Below are 19726 nucleotides of genomic sequence, written 5' to 3' on the forward strand. Positions count from 1 at the left end.
AAGGAAAGACCCTGAATTTATTTCAGGCAGACCCGGGTCAGGACACGTGGTCGTAGGCTCGTTCGCCATGCTGGGCAAGGTCGAGGCCCGTGTGCTCGGTCTCCTGATCGACGCGCATCGGCACGACGATCGCCACAAGCTTGGCCAGCGCATAGGTCACGACCACGGTGAAGACGCCGACGATGGCCAGCGACCCAAGCTGCGCGGTCCAGGACGCTTCGCCAAAGACCGCGATCATCAGCGTCCCGAAGATGCCGCCGACGCCGTGCACCGCGAAGACATCCAGCGTGTCGTCGATCACCAGGCGGTTGCGGATGACGTTCACCATCTCCTGGCACAGCACGCCGGCGATCGCCCCGATGATCAGCGCTTCGACCGGGCCGACAAAGCCCGAGGCAGGCGTGATCGACGCAAGACCCGCGATGGTGCCGGTGACGATGCCCACAAGCGAGGACTTGCCGTACTTGATGCGTTCCCAGATTGCCCAGGTGACCGAGGCGGTCGCGGCCGAGATATGCGTGACCGTCAGCGCCATGGCCGCGCCTCCGTCGGCGGCCAGTTGCGAGCCGCCGTTGAAGCCGAACCAGCCGACCCAGAGCATCGAGGCACCGATCATCACGAAACCGGGGTTGTGCGGCGGCTTGGACTTGTCGCGGCGCGACCCAAGCATGACCGCGATCACCAGCGCCGCAAGGCCCGCGGTTTCATGCACGACGATCCCGCCGGCAAAGTCGCGCGCGCCGGTTTCCCCGAAGATGCCGCCGTCTGACAGCATGCCGCCGCCCCAGATCCAGTGCACAACCGGCGCGTAGCAGACCAGCATCCACAGCGTCGAGAACAGGATCACCCACGAGAAGTTCGCGCGTTCCACGAAGGCGCCGACGATCAGGGCCGGGGTGATGATCGCGAAGGTCATCTGGAAGGCAAAGAACAGCACCTCGGGCAGGGTGCCCGCTAGCGTGTCGGCGTCGATGCCCAGCAACATCGCCTTGCCCAGGCCGCCCCAGACGGCGTTGCCGTCACCGAAGGCGATGGAATAGCCTGCGACGAACCAGGCCACGCTCATGACGCAGGCGATGGCATAGCAATGCATGAAGACGCTCAGCACGTTCCGTGCCCGCACGAGGCCGCCGTAAAACAGCGCCAGCCCCGGTAATGTCATGAACAGCACAAGTGCTGTGGCGACGATGATCCAGGCGGTATCCGCTCCGTTCATGTTCTGGTTTCCCTCTTCCCATGTGATGCCGGGGCGACTTATCGGAGCGCCGACGGATCAAGAAAGAGGCAACCATGCAAATGGGTGCCAAAAATCAGTGCAATTCGCAAACCGCACAACAATTGGGCGGGTAATTGCGGTGTATGGTCAGTTTATGGGCGGTCTGTTGACGCCTGCGTCAGCAGCATCCCAAGCGCGTGATCGCGGGACGCTGCACGCACCTCGGCCCGGCCAAGGGCACCGAACTGCACCGTTTCAGCCACCGGCGCCGCCCCGCGCCGTGCCACGGCAAAGCAGACCATGCCCTCGGGTTTCGGCCCGCTGGCGCCGGGCCCCGCGACCCCGGTGATGCCCACGGCAAGGTCCGCGTTCAGCCGGATCAGGGCGCCGGTCGCCATCTCGATCGCGGTCTGCTCGCTCACCGCGCCATGGGTGGTCAGCGTGGCGGCGCGGACGCCCAGCAGGTCGCGCTTGGCGGCGTTGGAATAGGACACGACGCCCCCCAGCACCACGGCCGAGGACCCGGCGATGTCGATCAGCGAGGATGCGACCATGCCCCCGGTGCAGCTTTCGGCGGTGGCCAGGGTCAGCCCGGCGGCCTTGCAGGTCTCAAGAAGATCATGGGGCAGGGACATCGCGTCCTCCTACATCAGAAACACATGCGCCACGGCAGCGCTGAGCGCGACGACGATCGCGGCCATGATGCCTGCGAAGACATCATCCAGCATCACCCCGATCGGATCGTTGCGGCGGTCGGCCCAGCCGACTGGACCGGGCTTCCAGATGTCGAACAGCCGGAAGGCCAGGAAACCCACGACCCAGCCGGGCCAGAGCGCCAGCACGGGTGCGCCGACATGCGCGGCCCCGATGAACACGGGCAAAAGCGCGATCCACTGGCCGACGACTTCGTCCATCACGACCTCGGACGGGTCGTGGTTGTCGGACCCGCGCGTCATTTCCGCCGTGGCCCAGGTGCCCGCGACGAACAGCACCACGGCCAGCGCGATCACCAGCCAGGGCCCGCCCAGCACATAGACCACCCAGGCCAGCGGCAGCGCGGCGGCGCTGCCCCAGGTGCCAGAGGCCGGGCGAAGATAGCCGACGCCGCCGACGGTTCCGATCATCTGCGCCGGGGTCATGCCGACACCAGCGTCGCGGTGGCCATCGCCGCGATCCCTTCGCCGCGGCCCGTGAAGCCCAGCTTTTCCGATGTTGTTGCCTTGACTGATATGCGCCCGGCCTCGATCCCCGTTATGGCGGCCAGGGCGGCCTGCATCGCGGCGGCATGGGGCCCGACCTTGGGGCGTTCGCAGATCAGCGTGCAGTCGATATTGCCGACGCGAAAGCCCTTTTCCGTCGCCAGATCAACGGCATGGCGCAGGAAGATATGGCTTTCTGCGCCCTTCCACTGCGGATCCGACGGCGGGAAGTGGCGGCCGATGTCGCCTTCGGCCAGCGCGCCATAGATCGCGTCGGTGATGGCATGCATGCCGACATCCGCATCCGAATGGCCCAGCAGGCCCTTGTCGTGCGGCACGGCAACTCCACACAGCATCACGTGATCGCCGTCGCAAAAGGCGTGCACGTCAAAACCGTTTCCAAGGCGAACGTCCATCGCGCCCCTCCGTTTCTGCAAGATCGCCTCGGCCCGGGCGAAATCGCCGGGATGGGTGATCTTGATGTTGTCTTCGTCGCCCTGCGTGATGACGACCTCAAGCCCGCTTGACAGGGCGACCTCGACATCATCACGCGCCTCGCCGGGAAATCCGTCGTGGGCGGCGGCAATTTCTCCGATGGCGAAGCCCTGCGGGGTCTGGGCGCGCATCAGGCCAGTGCGGTCGCGCGCGCCGGTGACAAGCCCGCCCGACTGGGTCCAGAGCGCATCGGTGACCTCGATCCCCGGTGCCGCGGCATGGGCCCCCCGCATCAGCGCATCCGTCACGGCGGTGATCACATGCGGGGCCACGCAGGGGCGCGCGATGTCGTGGATCAGCACATGGCTGGCCCCAAGCGCCCAGGCCCGCGTCAGGCCGGCCTTCACCGACAGTCCCCGGGTCGACCCGCCGGTGACGCGGTGCACGCCTTCGGGCAGGGTCACGTCCATGTCGTCGGGGTGCAGCACCACCACGATATCCCCGACCCTGGCGAAGGCCTCAAGGGTCCAGTCCGCAACGCGCCGCCCGGCGAGGGGACGCCATTGTTTCGGCTGGCCGCCCCCGGCCCGCAGACCGCGCCCGGCGGCAACGAGTATTGTGGCAAAACGGATGCTGTCGTTCGTCATGCGGACTGGATATGAGGAAACGCAGGCGGCGGCAATGCACCCTGATCCGCACCTGTATGCCTAAAAAATAGGCATACGCGCAGAAGTGAGGCGGAATTCCCGTCGGGAAGCGTTGAGCCACCGGTTTCAACGCGATAACTAGACTTTATTGCACAAGGATTAGGCATGTCCTTCCCGTTCGACACCACAGATACACGCCCCGTCGTCGCCCTGGCCCCAATGGCCGGGATCACCGACCTGCCGATGCGCACGCTGGTCGCGGGCTTTGGCGCGGACCTGGTGGTCAGTGAAATGGTGGCCAGCGGAGAGCTTGTCGCCGCCCGGGCCGGCACCCGCGAACGCGCCGAATTGGGGCTGGGGGATGCGACGACCTCGGTCCAGCTGGCGGGGCGTCAGGCCGATGTGATGGCCGAAGCCGCGAAACAGGTGGCAGATCTGGGCGCCCGGATCATCGACATCAACATGGGCTGCCCGGCCAAGAAGGTGACGGGCGGGCTGTCTGGCTCGGCTCTGATGCGCGACCCGGATCTCGCGCTGTCGCTGGTCGAGGCCGTGGCCGAAGCCGTCGACGTTCCGGTGACCGTCAAGATGCGCCTGGGCTGGGACGACGACAGCCTGAACGCGCCCGACATCGCCCGCATGGCCGAAGGGGCGGGGGCGCGGATGATCGTGGTGCATGGCCGCACGCGCTGCCAGTTCTACAAGGGGCAGGCCGACTGGGCCGCGATCCGCCGTGTGACGGATGCGGTCACGGTGCCGGTGCTGGCCAACGGCGACATCACCGACGGCGCAACGGCGCAACAGGCGCTCGCAGCGTCAGGCGCGCAGGGCGTCATGGTCGGACGCGGCATCCAGGGCCGCCCCTGGGCCGTGGCCGAGGTCATGGCAGCCCTGTCCGATACGCCGTTCGAGGCGCCCGATAACCGTGCCGAGATCGCGCTGAACCACTATGTCGCGATCCTGTCGTTCTACGGCACCGATCTTGGCCTACGTGTCGCGCGCAAGCACCTGGGCTGGTACATGGACGCCGCCAACACGCCCGCGGACCTGCGCGGTCAGATCCTGCGGTCCCGCTGCGTGGCCGAGGTGCAGCGGCTGCTGCCGGACGCGCTGGCGCAGGATCCGACAGCCGACCAGACACCCGAGACGACAAGGGCGGTCGCATGATGATCGACGACAATCCGCTGTGGAATTCGCTTCCCATTCCGGCGCTGGTGCTGGATCCCGACGACAATATCGTTGCGATCAACGGCCCGGCCGAAGGCTTCCTGAACACCTCGGCCAAGTCGATCCTGGGCACCAAGGTCTGGGAAAAGGTCATGATCGACAGCCCGCTTGAGAATGCTTTCGCGCGGGCCCGGGCCACGGCGTCGCCGCTCTTCGTGAACGACGTCGACGTCGGCACCGGGGATCGGCCGCCTTTGCACTGCAACCTGCAGATCGCGCCCATGGCGGACCGGCCCGACCACATGCTGTTCCTGATCTCTCCGCGCGAACTGGCGGGGCAGCTGACGCTGGACCACACGGTCAAGTCCGCCGCCCGGTCGGCCATCGGCATGGCGGAAATGCTGGCGCACGAGATCAAGAACCCTCTGGCAGGCATCACCGGGGCGGCGCAGCTTCTGTCGATGAACCTGTCGAAAGAGGATCAGGAACTGACCGACCTGATCGTCGGCGAAACCCGTCGCATCGTAAAGCTGCTGGAACAGGTCGAACAGTTCGGCAATCTGACCCTGCCGGACCTGCGACCGGTGAACATCCACGACGTGCTGGACCGCGCGCGGCGGTCGGCCCTGCTGGGCTTTGGCGCCCACATGAAGATCATCGAGGATTACGATCCGTCCCTGCCGCTGGCCATCGCGGATCCGGATCAGCTGTTGCAGGTCATCCTGAACCTTCTGAAAAACGCGTCCGAAGCGGCCGGGAAGGAACCGGGCACGATCCGGCTTCACACCTACTTTGAACATTCCTTCCGTCTGCGCCGATCAGACGGATTGGGCGAACCGCTGCCCCTGCAGATCGAGATCATCGATGACGGCCCGGGCCTGCCGCCCGAGATCGCCGACGACATCTTCGATCCCTTCGTCTCGGGCAAGGAAAACGGCACGGGGCTAGGCCTTGCTCTCGTCAGCAAGATCATCTCGGACCACAACGGATGGATTTCCGTCACCTCCGTGCCCGGCAAGACCACGTTCCGCCTGTCCCTGCCGATGGACAAGGCCCGCAAGAAATCCAAAGCCAAGGAGAGCTGAGTATGGATGGCACCATCCTTGTCGCGGACGATGACCGCACGATCCGCACCGTTCTGACACAGGCCCTGACGCGGGCCGGGTGCAAGGTGCACGCGACCTCCTCGCTCACCACGCTGATGAGGTGGGTCAGTGAAGGGAAGGGCGACGTGGTCATTTCGGACGTGATGATGCCGGACGGGAACGGGCTCGAAATGCTGCCGAAGATCCAGCAGGACCGCCCCGGTCTGCCGGTCATCGTGATCTCGGCGCAGAACACGATCATGACGGCGATCCAGGCGGCCGAGGCCGAGGCCTATGATTACCTGCCCAAGCCCTTCGACCTGCCCGACCTGATGAAGCGCACCGCCCGCGCGCTGGAGGCCCGACGCAAGAACGCGGCCGCACCGGTGTCGTCGAACAGCGACAGCGAACGCCCGGACGAACTGCCCCTGATCGGGCGCACCCCGTCGATGCAGGCGCTTTACCGTCTGATCGCGCGCGTGCTGAACACCGATCTTCCGGTGCTGATCACCGGCGAATCCGGCACTGGCAAATCGCTGATCGCGCGGGCAATCCACGATTTCTCGGATCGGCGGAACCTGCCGTTCGTCACGGCCTCGGCTGCCGATCTGCAGGACATCGAAGGGCCGGCGCAGATCATGGCGCGGGCCAAGGGCGGCACGATCATCATCGACGAAATCACGGATATCCCGGCCGAGGTGCAGGCGCGGATCGTGCGGATGATGGACGGCACGGCGGACAACCTGCCGCGCTTCATGGCGACATCCCAGGCCGATCTGAACCGCGCGATGGAGGACGGCAAGATCCGGCAGGATCTGTACTACCGGCTGTCCGGGGCCTCGATCCACGTGCCGGCGCTGCGGGATCGGGTCGACGATATCCCGCTGCTGGTCGAGCATTTCTTCGCCCGGTGCGAACGCGAGGGATCGCCGCTGAAGAAACTGACCCCCGACGCGATGGAGCTGACCCGAAGCCATCCCTGGCCCGGCAACGTGCGCCAGCTGGAGAACGCGATTCGACGGCTGGTGCTGACCGCGCGCACCGACGAGATCACCAAGGCCGAGGTTGCGGGCGTGCTGGGCAACCAGCCCGAAAGCGAACAGCCCGCCGCGACCGTTGAGGATGCAGAGAAGCTCTCGGCCTCGATCGGGCGGCATCTGCGGCGCTATTTTGACCTGCATGGCAACATGCTGCCGCCCCCCGGCCTTTATGCCCGCATTCTCAAAGAGATGGAGACACCCCTGATCGAGATCGCGCTGGAGGCATCGGGCGGCAACCAGGCCAAATGCGCCGATCTTCTGGGGATCAACCGGAATACCCTGCGAAAGAAGATCACCGATCTGGATATTCGCGTGACTCGCCGGCGCCGATTGATGTAAAACCGCAACAGCAGAGTGGCCGTGGCACCTCAGGGTGTCGTTCGGCCGCAAGATATAGCGGTAGCCGCAGAATGCGGCACATTGTATGAGGCGGTCCCGTGGCAACTCGGGCACATCGATCGACCTGGTCGGCACTTCTGCGGCTGGGACGACAACGCAGGTTGCAGAATGCAGCGACACTCGGGCTGGTGATCCTTGGCCCGGTCCTTGTTCTTGCGACCTTCTTCATTCTCGGTCCCCTCAATCAGGGCGCGGCGTCACAATCGCTGCGGCTGATCCTGCTGGCCGATCTGGTCTATGTGCTGGTCGTCGCCGCATTGGTGCTGCAACGCGTGGCCCGCATGGTGGCGGCGCGACGGGCGAAATCCGCAGGGAGCCGACTGCACCTGCGGTTGACGACGCTGTTTGCCACGATGGCGCTGATCCCCACGGTTTCGGTGGCGATCTTTGCCGTCCTGACGATCAACATCGGGCTTGAGGGCTGGTTTTCCGAACGCGTCCGGCAGGTGGTCGGCACCTCGCTCGCCGCCGCGCGCGCCTACGAGGAAGAACACCGCGTGGATCTTGAGGAAGACGGCCGCGCGCTGGCCAATTTCCTCAATACCGCGAAACAGCGCGACTTCCTGATCACCGACGCGGTGATCCGTCAGCTTCTCGCCTCGGGTCAGAACCAGATCCAGCGGGGGCTGCGCGAAGCCTACGTCATCGACGGCACGGGCGAGATCCGCGCGCGCGGCGAACGATCGTACCTGTTCGACTATGAAGAACCGACCGACGAACAGATTGCCCAGGCGCTGCAGGATGGCTTCCTGCTGATCGACGATTGGGACAACAACGAATTCCGCGCGCTGATCCCGCTCAGCGCCTATCTTGACCGGTTCCTCTATGTCAGCCGGGACGTGGACGGCGATATCCTCAACCTGCTGGACGACACGCAGGAAACCGTGCGGCTGTATCAGCAGCTTGAGAACGAACGCGGCCGGGTGCTGTTCGAATTCGGCCTGCTTTATATCGGCTTTGCCGTCATCCTGATCCTTGCCGCCGTCTGGCTGGGCCTGTGGTTTGCCGAACGGCTGTCGGGTCCCGTGGGTCGCCTGACGGGCGCGGCACAGCGGGTCGGGTCGGGTGATCTGGACGTGCGGGTGGCGGAAGACGATGGCGACGATGAAATCGCCATGTTGTCGCGCTACTTCAACCAGATGACGATGGAGCTGAAGGGCCAGCGCGCCGCCCTGCTTGAGAACACCAACCAGATCGAACAACGCCGCAGGCTGTTCGATTCCGTGCTCTCGTCGGTGACCTCGGGCGTCGTGGGGCTGGACCGCGAGGGGCGCGTGACTTTCGTGAACCGGTCCGCCGAACGGCTGCTTGACTGGTCGGACGATCACGAATCCCTGGCGATTTCCTATGCGGTGCCGGAATTCGGTGCGCTCTTCGACCAGCTGAAGGACAGCGGCGGCCAGACCATCCAGGCCGAAATCAAGGTCGTGCGCGGCGGACGGCAGGAAACCCTGCTGGTCCGCATGGCCACCCGGCGCAACACCGAAGGGCGACGCGAAGGCTACGTTGTGGCCTTTGACGATGTCACCGACCTGGTCACGGCGCAGCGCATGGCGGCCTGGGGCGACGTTGCCCGCCGCATCGCACATGAGATCAAGAACCCGCTCACCCCGATCCAGCTGTCGGCCGAACGCATCAAGCGCAAATTCTCGCGCCACCTGGACGAACCTCTGGTCGACGATCTCGAGGCGCTGACCGAAGTGATCGTGCGCCAGACCGGCGACCTGCGCCGCATCGTCGATGAATTTTCCAAGTTCGCCCGCATGCCCGAACCCGAAAAACGGCAGGAGGATCTTCGCGATCTGCTGCAGGGCGCGGTGCTGTTGCAACAGTCCGGCCAGCCGGATGTCCAGATCACTTCGGATCTGGGCCAGCACCGCATGCCCGCCGATCTGGATGCCACCATGATCGGACAGGCGCTGACCAACCTGATCAAGAATGCGGGCGAGGCCACGGAAACCTACCGCGAGAAACACAGCCCCGACGCCTATGCCCCCGCCATCCACATCAGCGCCGCGATCGAGTTCGAAGAGACCGAATTCGGCGACGCGCCCTGGGCCGAAATCCGCATCTGCGACAACGGCATAGGGCTTCCCGAAGACCGCGCGCAGCTGTTCGAACCCTATGTCACCACGCGGGAAAAGGGCACCGGGCTGGGCCTGCCGATCGTCAAGAAGATCATCGAAGAACATGGCGGCACGCTGCGCCTGGACGACGCGCCGCCGTTTGACGGGCTGTCCCACGCGGGCGCCTGCGCAATTATCCGCCTGCCTCTCATCGCCGGTAAGGTCGATGCGGCAGGCCAAGAGAAATGATAGTGAGGGACCATGAGTGATATTTTGATCGTGGACGATGAGCGGGACATTCGCGAGCTCATCTCGGACATTCTGGAAGACGAAGGGTTCGCCACCCGGCTGGCCGGCAATTCGGACGAATGCATGGCACATCTGAACACCGAGGCGCCCGCGCTGATGATCCTCGACATCTGGCTCAAGGACAGCCGGATGGACGGGATCGATATCCTAAAGCACGTCAAGCGCGACAACCCCGACGTTCCCGTGGTCATCATTTCGGGCCACGGCAACATCGAGATCGCGGTCGCGGCGATCAAGCAGGGCGCCTACGACTTCATCGAAAAGCCGTTCAACATCGACCAGCTGCTGGTGGTGATCCGCCGCGCCATGGAAACCTCGCGGCTGCGCCGGGAAAACACGCAGCTGCGCCGCAAGGACACCGCCTCGGCCGAGATGGTGGGCAATTCGGCCACCTTCCGCACGCTCATGGGGCAGCTGGACAAGGTCACGAAGTCGAACGGTCGCGTCATGCTCAAGGGTCCGTCCGGATCGGGCAAGGAAATCGCGGCGCGCTATGTCCATGCGAATTCGAACCGGGCCGAGGCGCCCTTCGTGGTCGTTTCCTGCGCGACGATCGAAGCCGACCGGATGGAAGAGGTCCTGTTCGGGCGCGAAGGCACGGACCGGGGCATCGAACAGGGGCTGCTGGAACAGGCCCATGGCGGCGTGATCTATTTCGACGAGATCGCGGACATGCCCATGGGCAGCCAGTCCAAGATCCTGCGCGTGCTGGTCGATCAGCAATTTACCCGCGTGGGCGGGACCGACAAGGTGCGGGTCGACCTGCGCGTCGTCTCCTCGACCTCGCGCGATCTTGAGGCCGAGATCGCCGCCGGCACCTTCCGGCAGGAACTGTTCCATCGCCTGAACGTCGTGCCGATCGACGTGCCATCGCTGGCTGACCGGCGCGAGGATATTCCCGTTCTGGCCCAGTACTTCATCGAAGGTCTGCACAAGGCGCAGGGCCTGCCGATGCGCAGCCTCTCCGACGATGCGGCCGCGCTGATGCAGACGATGGTCTGGCCGGGCAACGTGCGCCAGCTGCGCAACGTCATCGAACGCATCCTGATCCTTGGTGACGGCACAGGAGAGATCGAACCGCGCGAAGTCCCGACCGAGGCCGACAAGCCTTCGGAAGAGGGGCGCGTGGTGCTGTCGGGCACGCTGGCCACCATGCCGCTGCGCGAAGCCCGCGAGGCGTTTGAACGGGAATACCTGCTGACCCAGATCAATCGGTTCGGCGGCAATATCTCGAAGACTGCGCAGTTCGTCGGGATGGAACGCTCTGCTCTGCACCGCAAGCTCAAGTCGCTTGGCGTCGTCACCACCACCAAGGCCGGCGGTCGCGTCGCGCAGGTCGAGGAAGAAGACTAAGTCGGCTTAGGGCACGATCTGGTAGGCGCCTGATCCGCGCGGGATCAGGCAGCTTTGTTCCCGCAGTTTCGGCAGCACCCGGGTCACGCCCGGCACCGTGGCATTCTTCACCGATGCGTCGCACAGCGGCAGGGACACCCGGTCAATGCCGCGCTCGGCCAGACAGGTGCGGGTCAGCAGACGGCGCTCATCGGCGTTGACGTCCACGGTTTCGAACTCGGGAAAGCTGCGATAGCCCGGGCGCACCGTGCAATTGCCCGCGCCGTCGCAGACTTTTTGCGGCGGGATCCACTCACCCGGCAGAATGACCGTTTGGTTGGCGACGGGCGCAGCCCGCACGGCCCGAAGCGCGCAGGCGTCGACCTCTCTCTGGATCTCGGCGGTGGTCGCGCCTTCGCGGTAACTGATCTGCTGCGAACAGCCCGTCAGCACGGCGAGGAGGCCCAGGGTGATGAGGAGTCGGTCTTTGCGCATGGCCTGATCCTAACGGTTTAATCATCCGGGACAATTCGTTTGACCACCCCACACGCATCTGTCATGCGATAGGTTCAGAACGACAGAAACCCCGGGGGACAAGGGATGAAAGTCATCATCTGCGGGGCAGGGCAGGTCGGCTGGCAGATCGCGCGCCACCTGTCTGGCGAAAACAACGACGTCACCGTCGTGGACAACAATCCCGAACTGGTGCGCCGTGCCACCGACACGCTGGACGTGCAGGGGATTGCCGGCTTCGCCTCCTACCCCGACATCCTAGAACGTGCCGGCGCCAATGACGCCGACATGATCATCGCCGCGACCCATTCGGACGAGGTGAACATGGTCACCTGCCAGGTCGCGCATTCGGTCTTCTCGATCCCGCGCAAGATCGCGCGCCTGCGGTCGCAAAGCTATCTGACGGCGATCTATTCCGATCTCTACCGTCGTGATCACCTGCCGATCGACGTGGTGATTTCCCCCGAACGCGAGGTCGCCGAGGCCGCGTTGCAGCGTCTGTCCGCCCCCGCCGCCTTCGACACCGAGATGTTCCTGAACGGCAAGGCGCAGCTTCTGGGGATCATGATCGACGAAGATTGCCCGGTGGTGAACACGCCGCTGCGGCAGCTGACCGACCTGTTCTCGACCCTGCGGACGATCGTGGTCGGCATCCGGCGCGAGGGGCGGCTGTTCGCGCCCGAACCCGGCGATCAGATCTTCCCGGGTGACGCCTGTTACCTTTGCGTCGTGACCGAGGACGTGCCCCGCACGCTTGAGGTCTTTGGCAAGTCGACCCAGACCCAGGAACGCGTGATCATCGTCGGCGGCGGCAACGTCGGCCTGTCGGTCGCGCAGCGGCTTGAAGAACGCGGGCGCGGCATCCGGTCGAAGGTTATCGAGAAAAGCCGAACCATAGCAGAACGGGCTGCCGATGCGCTGGAAAGAACCATCGTTCTGAACGGCGACGGGCTGGACAAGGCGCTTCTGGCCGAAGCCGGGGTCAGCCGCGCGGATGCGATCCTGTGCGTGACCGACGACGACAAGACCAACATGCTGACGGCCGTGCGTGCCAAGGCGCTTGGCTGTCACATGTCGATCGCGCTGATCAACGATACCTCGCTGACGACGATGATGAAGCCGCTTGGCATCGACGCGCATATCAACCCGCGTCAGACCACCGTCAGTTCGATCCTGCGCCACATCCGGCACGGGCGCGTGCGCGGCGTCTATTCCGTGGGCGATGCCGAGGCCGAGGTGATCGAGGCCGAGGTCCTGTCGACCAGCCCGATCGCCGGTCGCACGCTGCGTGACATCGATTTTCCCGAAGGCGTTCTGGTTGGCGCGATCCAGCAGAACGGCAAGGTCTACAAACCCGATGGCAAGATCAAGATCGAGGCCGGCGACGTCATCCTGATCTTCGCCCTTGCCGATGATGTGCCCGAGGTGGAGCGACTGCTTCAGGTCTCCATCGACTACTTCTAGTGCCATGCGCCTGCGTCTGGATGACCAGCCCCTGTTCCTGATCATCGTCGCCTGTGCGGCGCTGTCGATGATGCTGCCCGCCATCGTCGCGCTCGGGACCGAGGAATTCCTGATCGCCCGCAGCTTCTTCTACGCGGGCGTTCTGGGCATGATCCTGACCTGGCTGATCGCGATCGCCCGCGGGCGTCAGTCGTGGACGGGGCGGAACACCGACCTGATCGGGCTGCTGTCCCTGCTGGGCACCTATGTCCTGGTGCCGGTCTACCTGGCGATCCCGTTTCAGGAGTCGATCGGCCAGACGTCCTTTCTGAATGCCTACCTCGAAATGGTGTCGGCCCTGACGACGACGGGCGCGCCGCTGTTCGAACCGGGCCGCCTGTCACCGGTGCTTGAGCTGTGGCGGGCGCAGGTTGGCTGGATGGGCGGGCTGCTGATCTGGGTGGCGGCGGCGGCCGTGCTGGCGCCGCTGAACCTTGGCGGGTTCGAGGTCACCTGGGCCGCGGCATCCGGCGGGCCCGACAGCTATGCCGACCGGTTCCAGCGGGCCGACATCCTGCGCCGCGTCGGCCGGAACTTTGTCCAGCTGGCGCCCATCTACACGGTGCTGACGGCGGTGCTTTGCGTGCTGTTGCTGATCAACGGCGACACGGCGCTGGTGGCGCTGTGCCATGCCATGTCGACCATGGCGACCAGCGGCATCACCCCGATCGGCGGGCTGCCCAATGCCGACAGCGGCATCGCGGGCGAGATGGTGATCCTGCTGTTCCTGGTCTTTGCCCTGTCGCGGGTCAGTTTCACCACCGACACCTCGGTCTCGCGCTTCGGGTTGCACCTGGACCCGGAACTGCGCCTTGGCGCACTGATCGTTCTGGGCGTGCCCGTCCTGCTGTTCCTGCGCCACTGGATCGCCGCCTTCGAAGTCGACGCCGGCGAAGACGTGGCGCTTGGGCTGCGCGCGCTCTGGGGGGCCTTGTTCACGGTCATGAGCTTCCTGACCACCGCCGGTTTCGAAAGCGGCGAATGGGACAGTGCGCAGGTCTGGTCGGGGCTGGGAACGCCGGGGATCATCCTGATGGGACTGGCCATCATGGGGGGCGGCGTGGCCACAACGGCGGGCGGGGTGAAGCTGATGCGCGTCTTCGCCCTCTACCTCAACGGGCTGCAGGAAATGCAAAAGCTCGTCCACCCCAATGCGGTGGCCGGAATCGGTGCCGTGGCGCGGCGGATCGGACGTCAGGGCGCCTATCACGCCTGGATCTTCTTCATGCTGTTCGCGATGACGCTGGCGGCACTGATGATGCTTCTGGCCCTTTTTGGACAGGACTTCGAGGCCGCGACGGTACTGGCCGTCGCCGCGCTGACAACCACCGGTCCGTTGCTGGAACATGGCAGCGATGCGGTGATCCGTCTCGGAGAGCTGGGGGCCGCCGCCAAGGTGGTTTTCGCCGCCGGAATGGTGCTTGGCCGGCTTGAACTGCTGGCGTTTATTGCGCTGCTCAATCCGGATTTGTGGCGCGGGTGACGCAGAAGCGCATCGCGATGGTACAATTGGAAAATATGGGGTAGCAAACGCCGAAACGAGACCCCATACTTGAAATCGCTAGAGGGTTGGCCGCTTTGCGGCCCGGTGAAGACGACAAAAAAAGAAAAAAAGGTCCACAATTATGGCTTCCGACAGACAGAACCTGCAGGACGCGTTCCTGAATCATGTCCGCAAGACGAAGGTTCCGGTTACCATTTTCCTGATCAATGGTGTGAAACTCCAGGGTGTTATCACCTGGTTCGACAATTTCTGTGTGCTGCTGCGCCGCGACGGTCAATCGCAGCTGGTGTACAAGCACGCGATCTCTACGATCATGCCGGCCCAACCGATCAGCCTGTATGAAGGCGAAGACAGCAATTGATACCCCATGACAGGCCCGTCACCCGGGCCTGGGTACTGCATCCCGAACTGAAATCCGAAGACCGCCGCCATGCGCCCGAATACGCGCTAGAGGAGGCGGTCTCGTTGGCGCGTGCGCTCCCTGATCTAGAGGTTCAGGGGGCCGACATCGTGCGCATTGCCAAGGCCGTACCGGCAACTTTGTTCGGATCGGGCAAGATCGAAGAGATCAAGGCAAAATTATCCGACCATGATGTTGAACTTGTGCTGGTCGACGGTCCGGTCACCCCGGTTCAGCAGCGCAACCTGGAAAAGAAGTGGGGCGTCAAGGTTCTGGACCGAACCGGCCTGATCCTTGAGATCTTCTCGGACCGGGCGCGCACCCGTGAAGGTGTTCTTCAGGTCGAAATGGCCGCGCTGAACTATCAGCGCACCCGGCTGGTCCGCGCCTGGACCCACCTGGAACGTCAACGGGGCGGGCTTGGGTTTGTGGGTGGTCCTGGCGAGACGCAGATCGAAGCCGACCGCCGCGCCATCGACGAACAGCTGGTGCGCCTGCGGCGACAGCTGGACAAGGTCGTGAAGACCCGCGAACTGCACCGCGCCGCCCGCGCCAAGGTGCCGTTCCCGATCGTGGCCCTTGCGGGCTATACGAACGCCGGGAAATCCACGCTGTTCAATCGCCTGACCGGGGCCGAGGTCTTCGTGAAGGACATGCTTTTCGCCACGCTCGATCCGACGATGCGGCGCGTGCGGCTGCCCGACAATGGCCCCGAGGTGATCCTGTCCGACACCGTGGGGTTCATCTCGGACCTGCCGACACAGCTTGTCGCGGCCTTCCGCGCGACGCTGGAAGAGGTTCTTGAGGCGAACCTGGTGCTGCATGTCCGTGACATCAGCCACCCCGAGTCGGACGAGCAGAAGCAGGACGTGACCGAGATCCTTCAGGATCTGGGCCTGCCCGAGGATGTGACGGTTCTGGAAGTCTGGAACAAGATCGACCAGTTCGACGAGGAAGAGCGCGAGGCCGTGCTGCGCCGGGCAGAGCGCGAGGGGTGCTATGCGATCTCGGCCGTGACGGGCGACGGGCTCGACGCGCTTCTCAAGGCCATTGAGGCGGGGCTGGAACAGGAACATCTGACCGAGGTCCTGACCGTCGGCTTCGACCAGGGCCGCGCGCGGGCCTGGCTGTTCGATCAGGGCGTCGTCGTCGACGACACCCAGACCGACGATGGCCATCGCATGACAGTGCGTTGGACGGCCAAGCAGGCCGCCCGGTTTCGCGCGCTGTAGGCTATCGGGGCCGGTGATCCGGCCCCTGTCACCCCGTCACGCCCCGGCCGCATCCAGCCGGGCCATCTGATCCGCGCTCAGCTCCAGAACTGCCGCCCGCGCCAGGCTGTCGACCTGCGCCGCCGAGGTGGCCGAGGCGATCGGCGCGGTGATGCTGGGTTTGCCACGCAGCCAGGCCAGCGCGATTTCCGCCAGGGACGCGCCGGTTTCTTCGGCCACGACATCCATCGCGCCAAGGATCGCCATGCCGCGCGCGTTCATGTACTTGCCGACGCTGCGTTCGCCACGCGGTCCCTTCAGGTCGTCCTGGCCGCGGTACTTGCCGCTCAGGAACCCGGACGCGAGGCCGTAGTAGGGGAAGACCCCGATGTCATGGGCCACGCAGAACTGTTCCAGCGCGCCCTCGAAGGTGTCGCGGGTGTAAAGGTTGTATTCGGGCTGCAACGCGCCATAGCGCGGCAGATCGGGGCCCGCGTCCTCGGCCGCCTGCATCTGGTCTGCTGAAAAGTTCGAGGCGCCTATCGCGCGCACCTTGCCCGCCTTGATCAGCCGGTCGTAGGCCTCGAGCGTTTCGTCATGCGGGACGCTGTCGTCGGCCTTGTGCGACAGGTAGAGATCGATGTGATCGGTCTTCAGGCGCTTCAGCGACTGTTCGACCTCGGCTTCGATCCACCACGATGACAGACCTTCGCCCTGGCCCGGCATCTCCATCCCGACCTTGGTGATCAGCTGGACCTTGTCGCGCGCGCCGGGTCGATCGGCGAACCAGGTGCCGATGATGTTTTCGCTTTCCCCCCCGACGTTGCCTTCGACCCACTTGGAATAGACGTCCGCGGTATCAAGCGTGGTCAGCCCGTGGTCCATCAACTGGTCGAGCAGCCGGTGCGAGGCGGCTTCATCCACGGTCCAGCCGAAGACGTTGCAGCCGAAGACGACGGGAGAGATCTTCAGGCCGGTGCGGCCGAGGGTGACGGGGGTCATTGGAAGCTCCTTGCGTTGGAGGCTTAGGGTAAGGCGGCAGGCGGCGCCGCCAAGGGTCATTTTCGCGCACCCGGTGTTGAGGCGGCAAAGGGGGGCGCTGCCCCCCGTCCTGCGGACTCCCCCCGGGATATTTTTGACAAAGAGAAATTCAGGGCGCGGGTTGCAGCAGCGTGATGCCTTCGTTGGCGGCGCGAGCCAGATCCTGATCCAGCGACATGGGCACGTATTCGCCGCGTCGCCAAAGCTGGGCGAGATCATCGTAATGCTGCGACAGGAAATGCCCGGACTGCCCGGTCGAGATGATGAAGACCGAGGAATTCGGGTCGGCGAAGTCATAGACCCCCCGGAATCCCGCCCCGTGCACGTTGAGGAAGGGCAGCGGGCCGGTGCCCTTCGTCATGCCGCGCATCAGTGTGTTGTCGCCGCCGCTGGTCGACTGGCGGATGTTCACGAAATAGCGCAGCAGCGGCACCTCGCCCAGGATTTGGTGATCGTGGGTGGCCTGGTGGGCATCCCCCCACCTGAGGCTTTCCAGCGCGTCGCCATAGCGTTCGTCGATCCAGACCAGCGCGTCGTCCAGCGCCAGCCGGGCGATGTCGGAACAGCTTTCGACGCGGCTGGACTGGCGGATGTCACACCAGGTCGAGGCGCCGTCGATGTCGCGGTAGACTCGTTCGATGAAGACCGGGTTCACATGGGTGAATTCCGGCGCCAGCGGGCCAAGGTCGTCCTGGATCAGCCGGGTCTGAAGCGCCCGCAGCCAGGCCGAATAGATCAGCGGTTCGGGCAGATGTTCATTCATCTCACCGTTCCAGTCGGCCAGAAGTTCCAGCGCGCGCTGGCGCAGGCGTTGCGGCGTGCCTTCGGGTGCGGCTTCGCCGGTGAACCACAGATCCTTGCCGATCAGCGGCAGAAGCGACCGGGCTGTGAAGGATACGGTGTCAAGCTGCGCCTCGATGAAGCTGTCGCGGGTGTGCACGCCGCGCGACTGCATCAGGCGTTGCCAGCGATGCACCCGCTGCGTGTCACCCCAGAGGAAGCTGACGTGGTTCGGGAAGGGCCGGTCGATCACCTTGTTGTTGGTGTTGCCAAGGATCCCGCCTTCGGGGTCGCGGAATTCGGGATTGTCGGCGTAGGGCAGGAACCCCTTCCAGCGGTTTTCGGCCAGCCAGCCCTGCGTCGGCATCCGCCCCTGAGAGGCATGGTCTGCATCCCGCGCGGGCATCCGGCCGACCAGCTTCATGGCGATCGAGGACCGGTCGACCAGCGTGATGTTCTGGCTGGGGGCCGAGAAGTCCTCGAGCAGGGTGATAGCTTCTTCGACCGACCCGGCCGACATCAGCCGGATACCAGCCGCGATCGTGCGGTCTTCGACCTGGAAGGCCGACCAGGCGAGGCTGGCCACATGTCCCGGCGGCGTCACGGTGGCGAGGTTGTAGTCGCTGCCCGCCAGCACGGGGCCGTTGTCTGTCCAGCGCAGGGTGATGGTGACCGGGTCCATGCCCTTGACGCGGATGATCGACCCGCGCGTCTCGAATTCCTTGAACCCGTCGGGGGTGCGGTATTCGTTCGGGTTCTGCGGGTTCAACTGTTCGATATAGACGTCCTGGTCGTCCAGGTAAGAAGATGTAAGACCCCAGCCGAGCTGTTCCGAGCGGCCCGTCAGAACCGAGGGAATGCCCGGGATGGTGCCGCCGATGACCCCGCCCGAGGCCAGTTCAAGCCGGGCCAGGTACCAGATCGCAGGCGCGGAAAAGCCCAGGTGCGGGTCATTGGCCAGAAGCGTGCCCCCGGCGGCAGACCGCGACGGCGCGGCGGCAAAGGCGTTCGAGGCGCCGGCCAGCGGCGTGGGATTGATCGGCGACAGCGGATCGTCGGGCAGGCCCGCGCCTTGCGCATAACGCGGCAGGTCGTCGAACAGCGCGGCGTATTTCGGCAGGGCGGCGATCGGCGCGCCCGGCGCATCCGGCATGATGTCGCGCAGCCGGTCCGGGTCGTCCAGCGCCAGAGAGGTGCGGGCGCGCATGATCTCGTCCGAGACATGGCCGGACAGCTGCAGCGCCATCAGCTTGCCCATGGCCAGGCTGTCGGCGGGCGTCCAGGGGGCGACGGGGGCGTTGAACAGGAACAGCTCGGGCGCGCCGCGGCCCAGGGCGTCGCTGTTGATCTCGTCCAGCCGCGCGTTGACCCCGGCCGCATAGGCCCGCAGTTTGGCCGTGGTTTCGGCATCCTGCATGTCGACCGCATCGCGGGCGATGCCGTAAAGGTCCAGCCGCCGCAGCAACTTGTCGATGCGCAGGGTGCGCGCGCCGAAGACCTCGGACAGGCGGCCCTGCACCGTCCAGCGCATGGTCAGCATCTGCCACAGCCGGTCCTGCGCATGGGCATAGCCCAGGCCATAGAGCACATCTTCGTCGGTTGCGCCGAAGATATGGGGCACGTTGGCGCTGTCGCGCACGATTTCCACCGGCGCCGAGATGCCCGCGACCTCGAGCGTCTTTTCGTAATCGGGCAGGGACCGCGAGGCGAACCAGTAGGCCAGCGTGGCCACCACCACGCCCAGCACGATCAGGCCGGTGGCAATGCGAAACAGCCACAGAAACACTTTGCCCAACATCTGCCAGTCCTTTTCCCTCAGGCCCCTTGCCTTCGGGTCCTTGCCTCGACACAAGCTATAGGACAAGCCGCAAGAGGGGGA

General features: G+C 65.0%; 16 protein-coding genes. 9 read left to right on the forward strand and 7 right to left on the reverse strand.

All coding sequences use genetic code 11. The features are described from left to right. Positions 1 to 37: 37 nt before the first annotated feature. The 4 genes from E4S58_RS06955 to ispF all read right to left on the reverse strand — a co-directional run bounded on the left by E4S58_RS06955 (position 38) and on the right by ispF (position 3497). Entirely contained in the window at positions 38 to 1216 is a 1179-nt protein-coding gene (locus E4S58_RS06955) for an ammonium transporter (RefSeq protein WP_136635595.1), read from the reverse strand. 152 nt (positions 1217 to 1368) lie between these two features. Beyond that, complete coding sequence (locus E4S58_RS06960) at positions 1369 to 1851, reverse strand: CinA family protein (protein WP_136635596.1); 483 nt, start codon at positions 1849 to 1851, stop codon at positions 1369 to 1371. Between the two features lie 9 nt (positions 1852 to 1860). Then, positions 1861 to 2355, reverse strand: coding sequence for a phosphatidylglycerophosphatase A family protein (locus E4S58_RS06965; RefSeq protein ID WP_136635597.1), 495 nt, complete (start codon positions 2353 to 2355; stop codon positions 1861 to 1863). Beyond that, the gene (gene ispF / locus E4S58_RS06970) at positions 2352 to 3497 is read right to left on the reverse strand and encodes a 2-C-methyl-D-erythritol 2,4-cyclodiphosphate synthase (protein ID WP_136635598.1); all 1146 of its coding nucleotides are present in this window, start codon (positions 3495 to 3497) and stop codon (positions 2352 to 2354) included. The genes E4S58_RS06965 and ispF overlap by 4 nt, the downstream gene beginning before the upstream one ends. A gap of 165 nt (positions 3498 to 3662) precedes the next feature. Between ispF and dusB the strand changes: the two genes are divergently transcribed. From dusB to ntrX, 5 genes are all read left to right on the forward strand, one after another. Then, positions 3663 to 4664 carry a tRNA dihydrouridine synthase DusB gene (gene dusB, locus E4S58_RS06975; protein WP_136635599.1) on the forward strand — a complete coding sequence of 334 codons (1002 nt, stop codon included), beginning with the start codon at positions 3663 to 3665 and terminating at the stop codon, positions 4662 to 4664. Continuing rightward, positions 4664 to 5749, forward strand: a complete 1086-nt coding sequence (locus tag E4S58_RS06980) for a two-component system sensor histidine kinase NtrB (protein WP_136635866.1) — start codon at positions 4664 to 4666, stop codon at positions 5747 to 5749. The genes dusB and E4S58_RS06980 overlap by 1 nt, the downstream gene beginning before the upstream one ends. A gap of 2 nt (positions 5750 to 5751) precedes the next feature. Next, positions 5752 to 7128, forward strand: coding sequence for a response regulator (locus E4S58_RS06985; protein WP_136635600.1), 1377 nt, complete (start codon positions 5752 to 5754; stop codon positions 7126 to 7128). Between the two features lie 98 nt (positions 7129 to 7226). Beyond that, on the forward strand, positions 7227 to 9503 hold the full coding sequence (locus E4S58_RS06990; protein ID WP_169052617.1) for a sensor histidine kinase NtrY-like: 2277 nt from the start codon (positions 7227 to 7229) through the stop codon (positions 9501 to 9503). A 12-nt stretch (positions 9504 to 9515) separates the two neighbouring features. Continuing rightward, the gene (ntrX, locus tag E4S58_RS06995) at positions 9516 to 10916 is read left to right on the forward strand and encodes a nitrogen assimilation response regulator NtrX (protein ID WP_136635602.1); all 1401 of its coding nucleotides are present in this window, start codon (positions 9516 to 9518) and stop codon (positions 10914 to 10916) included. Between the two features lie 6 nt (positions 10917 to 10922). Here the strand turns inward: ntrX and E4S58_RS07000 are convergent, their stop codons facing one another. Further along, the gene (locus E4S58_RS07000; protein WP_136635603.1) at positions 10923 to 11390 is read right to left on the reverse strand and encodes a carboxymuconolactone decarboxylase family protein; all 468 of its coding nucleotides are present in this window, start codon (positions 11388 to 11390) and stop codon (positions 10923 to 10925) included. 105 nt (positions 11391 to 11495) lie between these two features. Between E4S58_RS07000 and trkA the strand changes: the two genes are divergently transcribed. The 4 genes from trkA to hflX all read left to right on the forward strand — a co-directional run bounded on the left by trkA (position 11496) and on the right by hflX (position 16047). Next, positions 11496 to 12872: a Trk system potassium transporter TrkA gene (gene trkA / locus E4S58_RS07005; RefSeq protein WP_136635604.1), complete on the forward strand. Its 1377-nt coding sequence runs from the start codon at positions 11496 to 11498 to the stop codon at positions 12870 to 12872. Positions 12873 to 12876: 4 nt separating this feature from the next. Next, positions 12877 to 14394: a potassium transporter TrkG gene (locus E4S58_RS07010; protein WP_136635605.1), complete on the forward strand. Its 1518-nt coding sequence runs from the start codon at positions 12877 to 12879 to the stop codon at positions 14392 to 14394. Positions 14395 to 14536: 142 nt separating this feature from the next. Then, positions 14537 to 14776 carry an RNA chaperone Hfq gene (gene hfq, locus E4S58_RS07015; protein ID WP_005611588.1) on the forward strand — a complete coding sequence of 80 codons (240 nt, stop codon included), beginning with the start codon at positions 14537 to 14539 and terminating at the stop codon, positions 14774 to 14776. After that, entirely contained in the window at positions 14776 to 16047 is a 1272-nt protein-coding gene (hflX, locus tag E4S58_RS07020) for a GTPase HflX (RefSeq protein WP_136635867.1), read from the forward strand. The genes hfq and hflX overlap by 1 nt, the downstream gene beginning before the upstream one ends. A 36-nt stretch (positions 16048 to 16083) precedes the next feature. On the opposite strand, the gene E4S58_RS07025 is transcribed toward hflX, so the two are convergent. Beyond that, positions 16084 to 17028: an aldo/keto reductase gene (locus E4S58_RS07025; protein WP_136635606.1), complete on the reverse strand. Its 945-nt coding sequence runs from the start codon at positions 17026 to 17028 to the stop codon at positions 16084 to 16086. 148 nt (positions 17029 to 17176) lie between these two features. Beyond that, entirely contained in the window at positions 17177 to 19645 is a 2469-nt protein-coding gene (locus tag E4S58_RS07030) for a penicillin acylase family protein (RefSeq protein WP_240789482.1), read from the reverse strand. Between the last annotated feature and the right edge of the window lie 81 nt (positions 19646 to 19726).

The sequence above is a fragment of the Pseudooceanicola onchidii genome (assembly GCF_004959925.1).
GTDB lineage: Bacteria > Pseudomonadota > Alphaproteobacteria > Rhodobacterales > Rhodobacteraceae > Pseudooceanicola > Pseudooceanicola onchidii.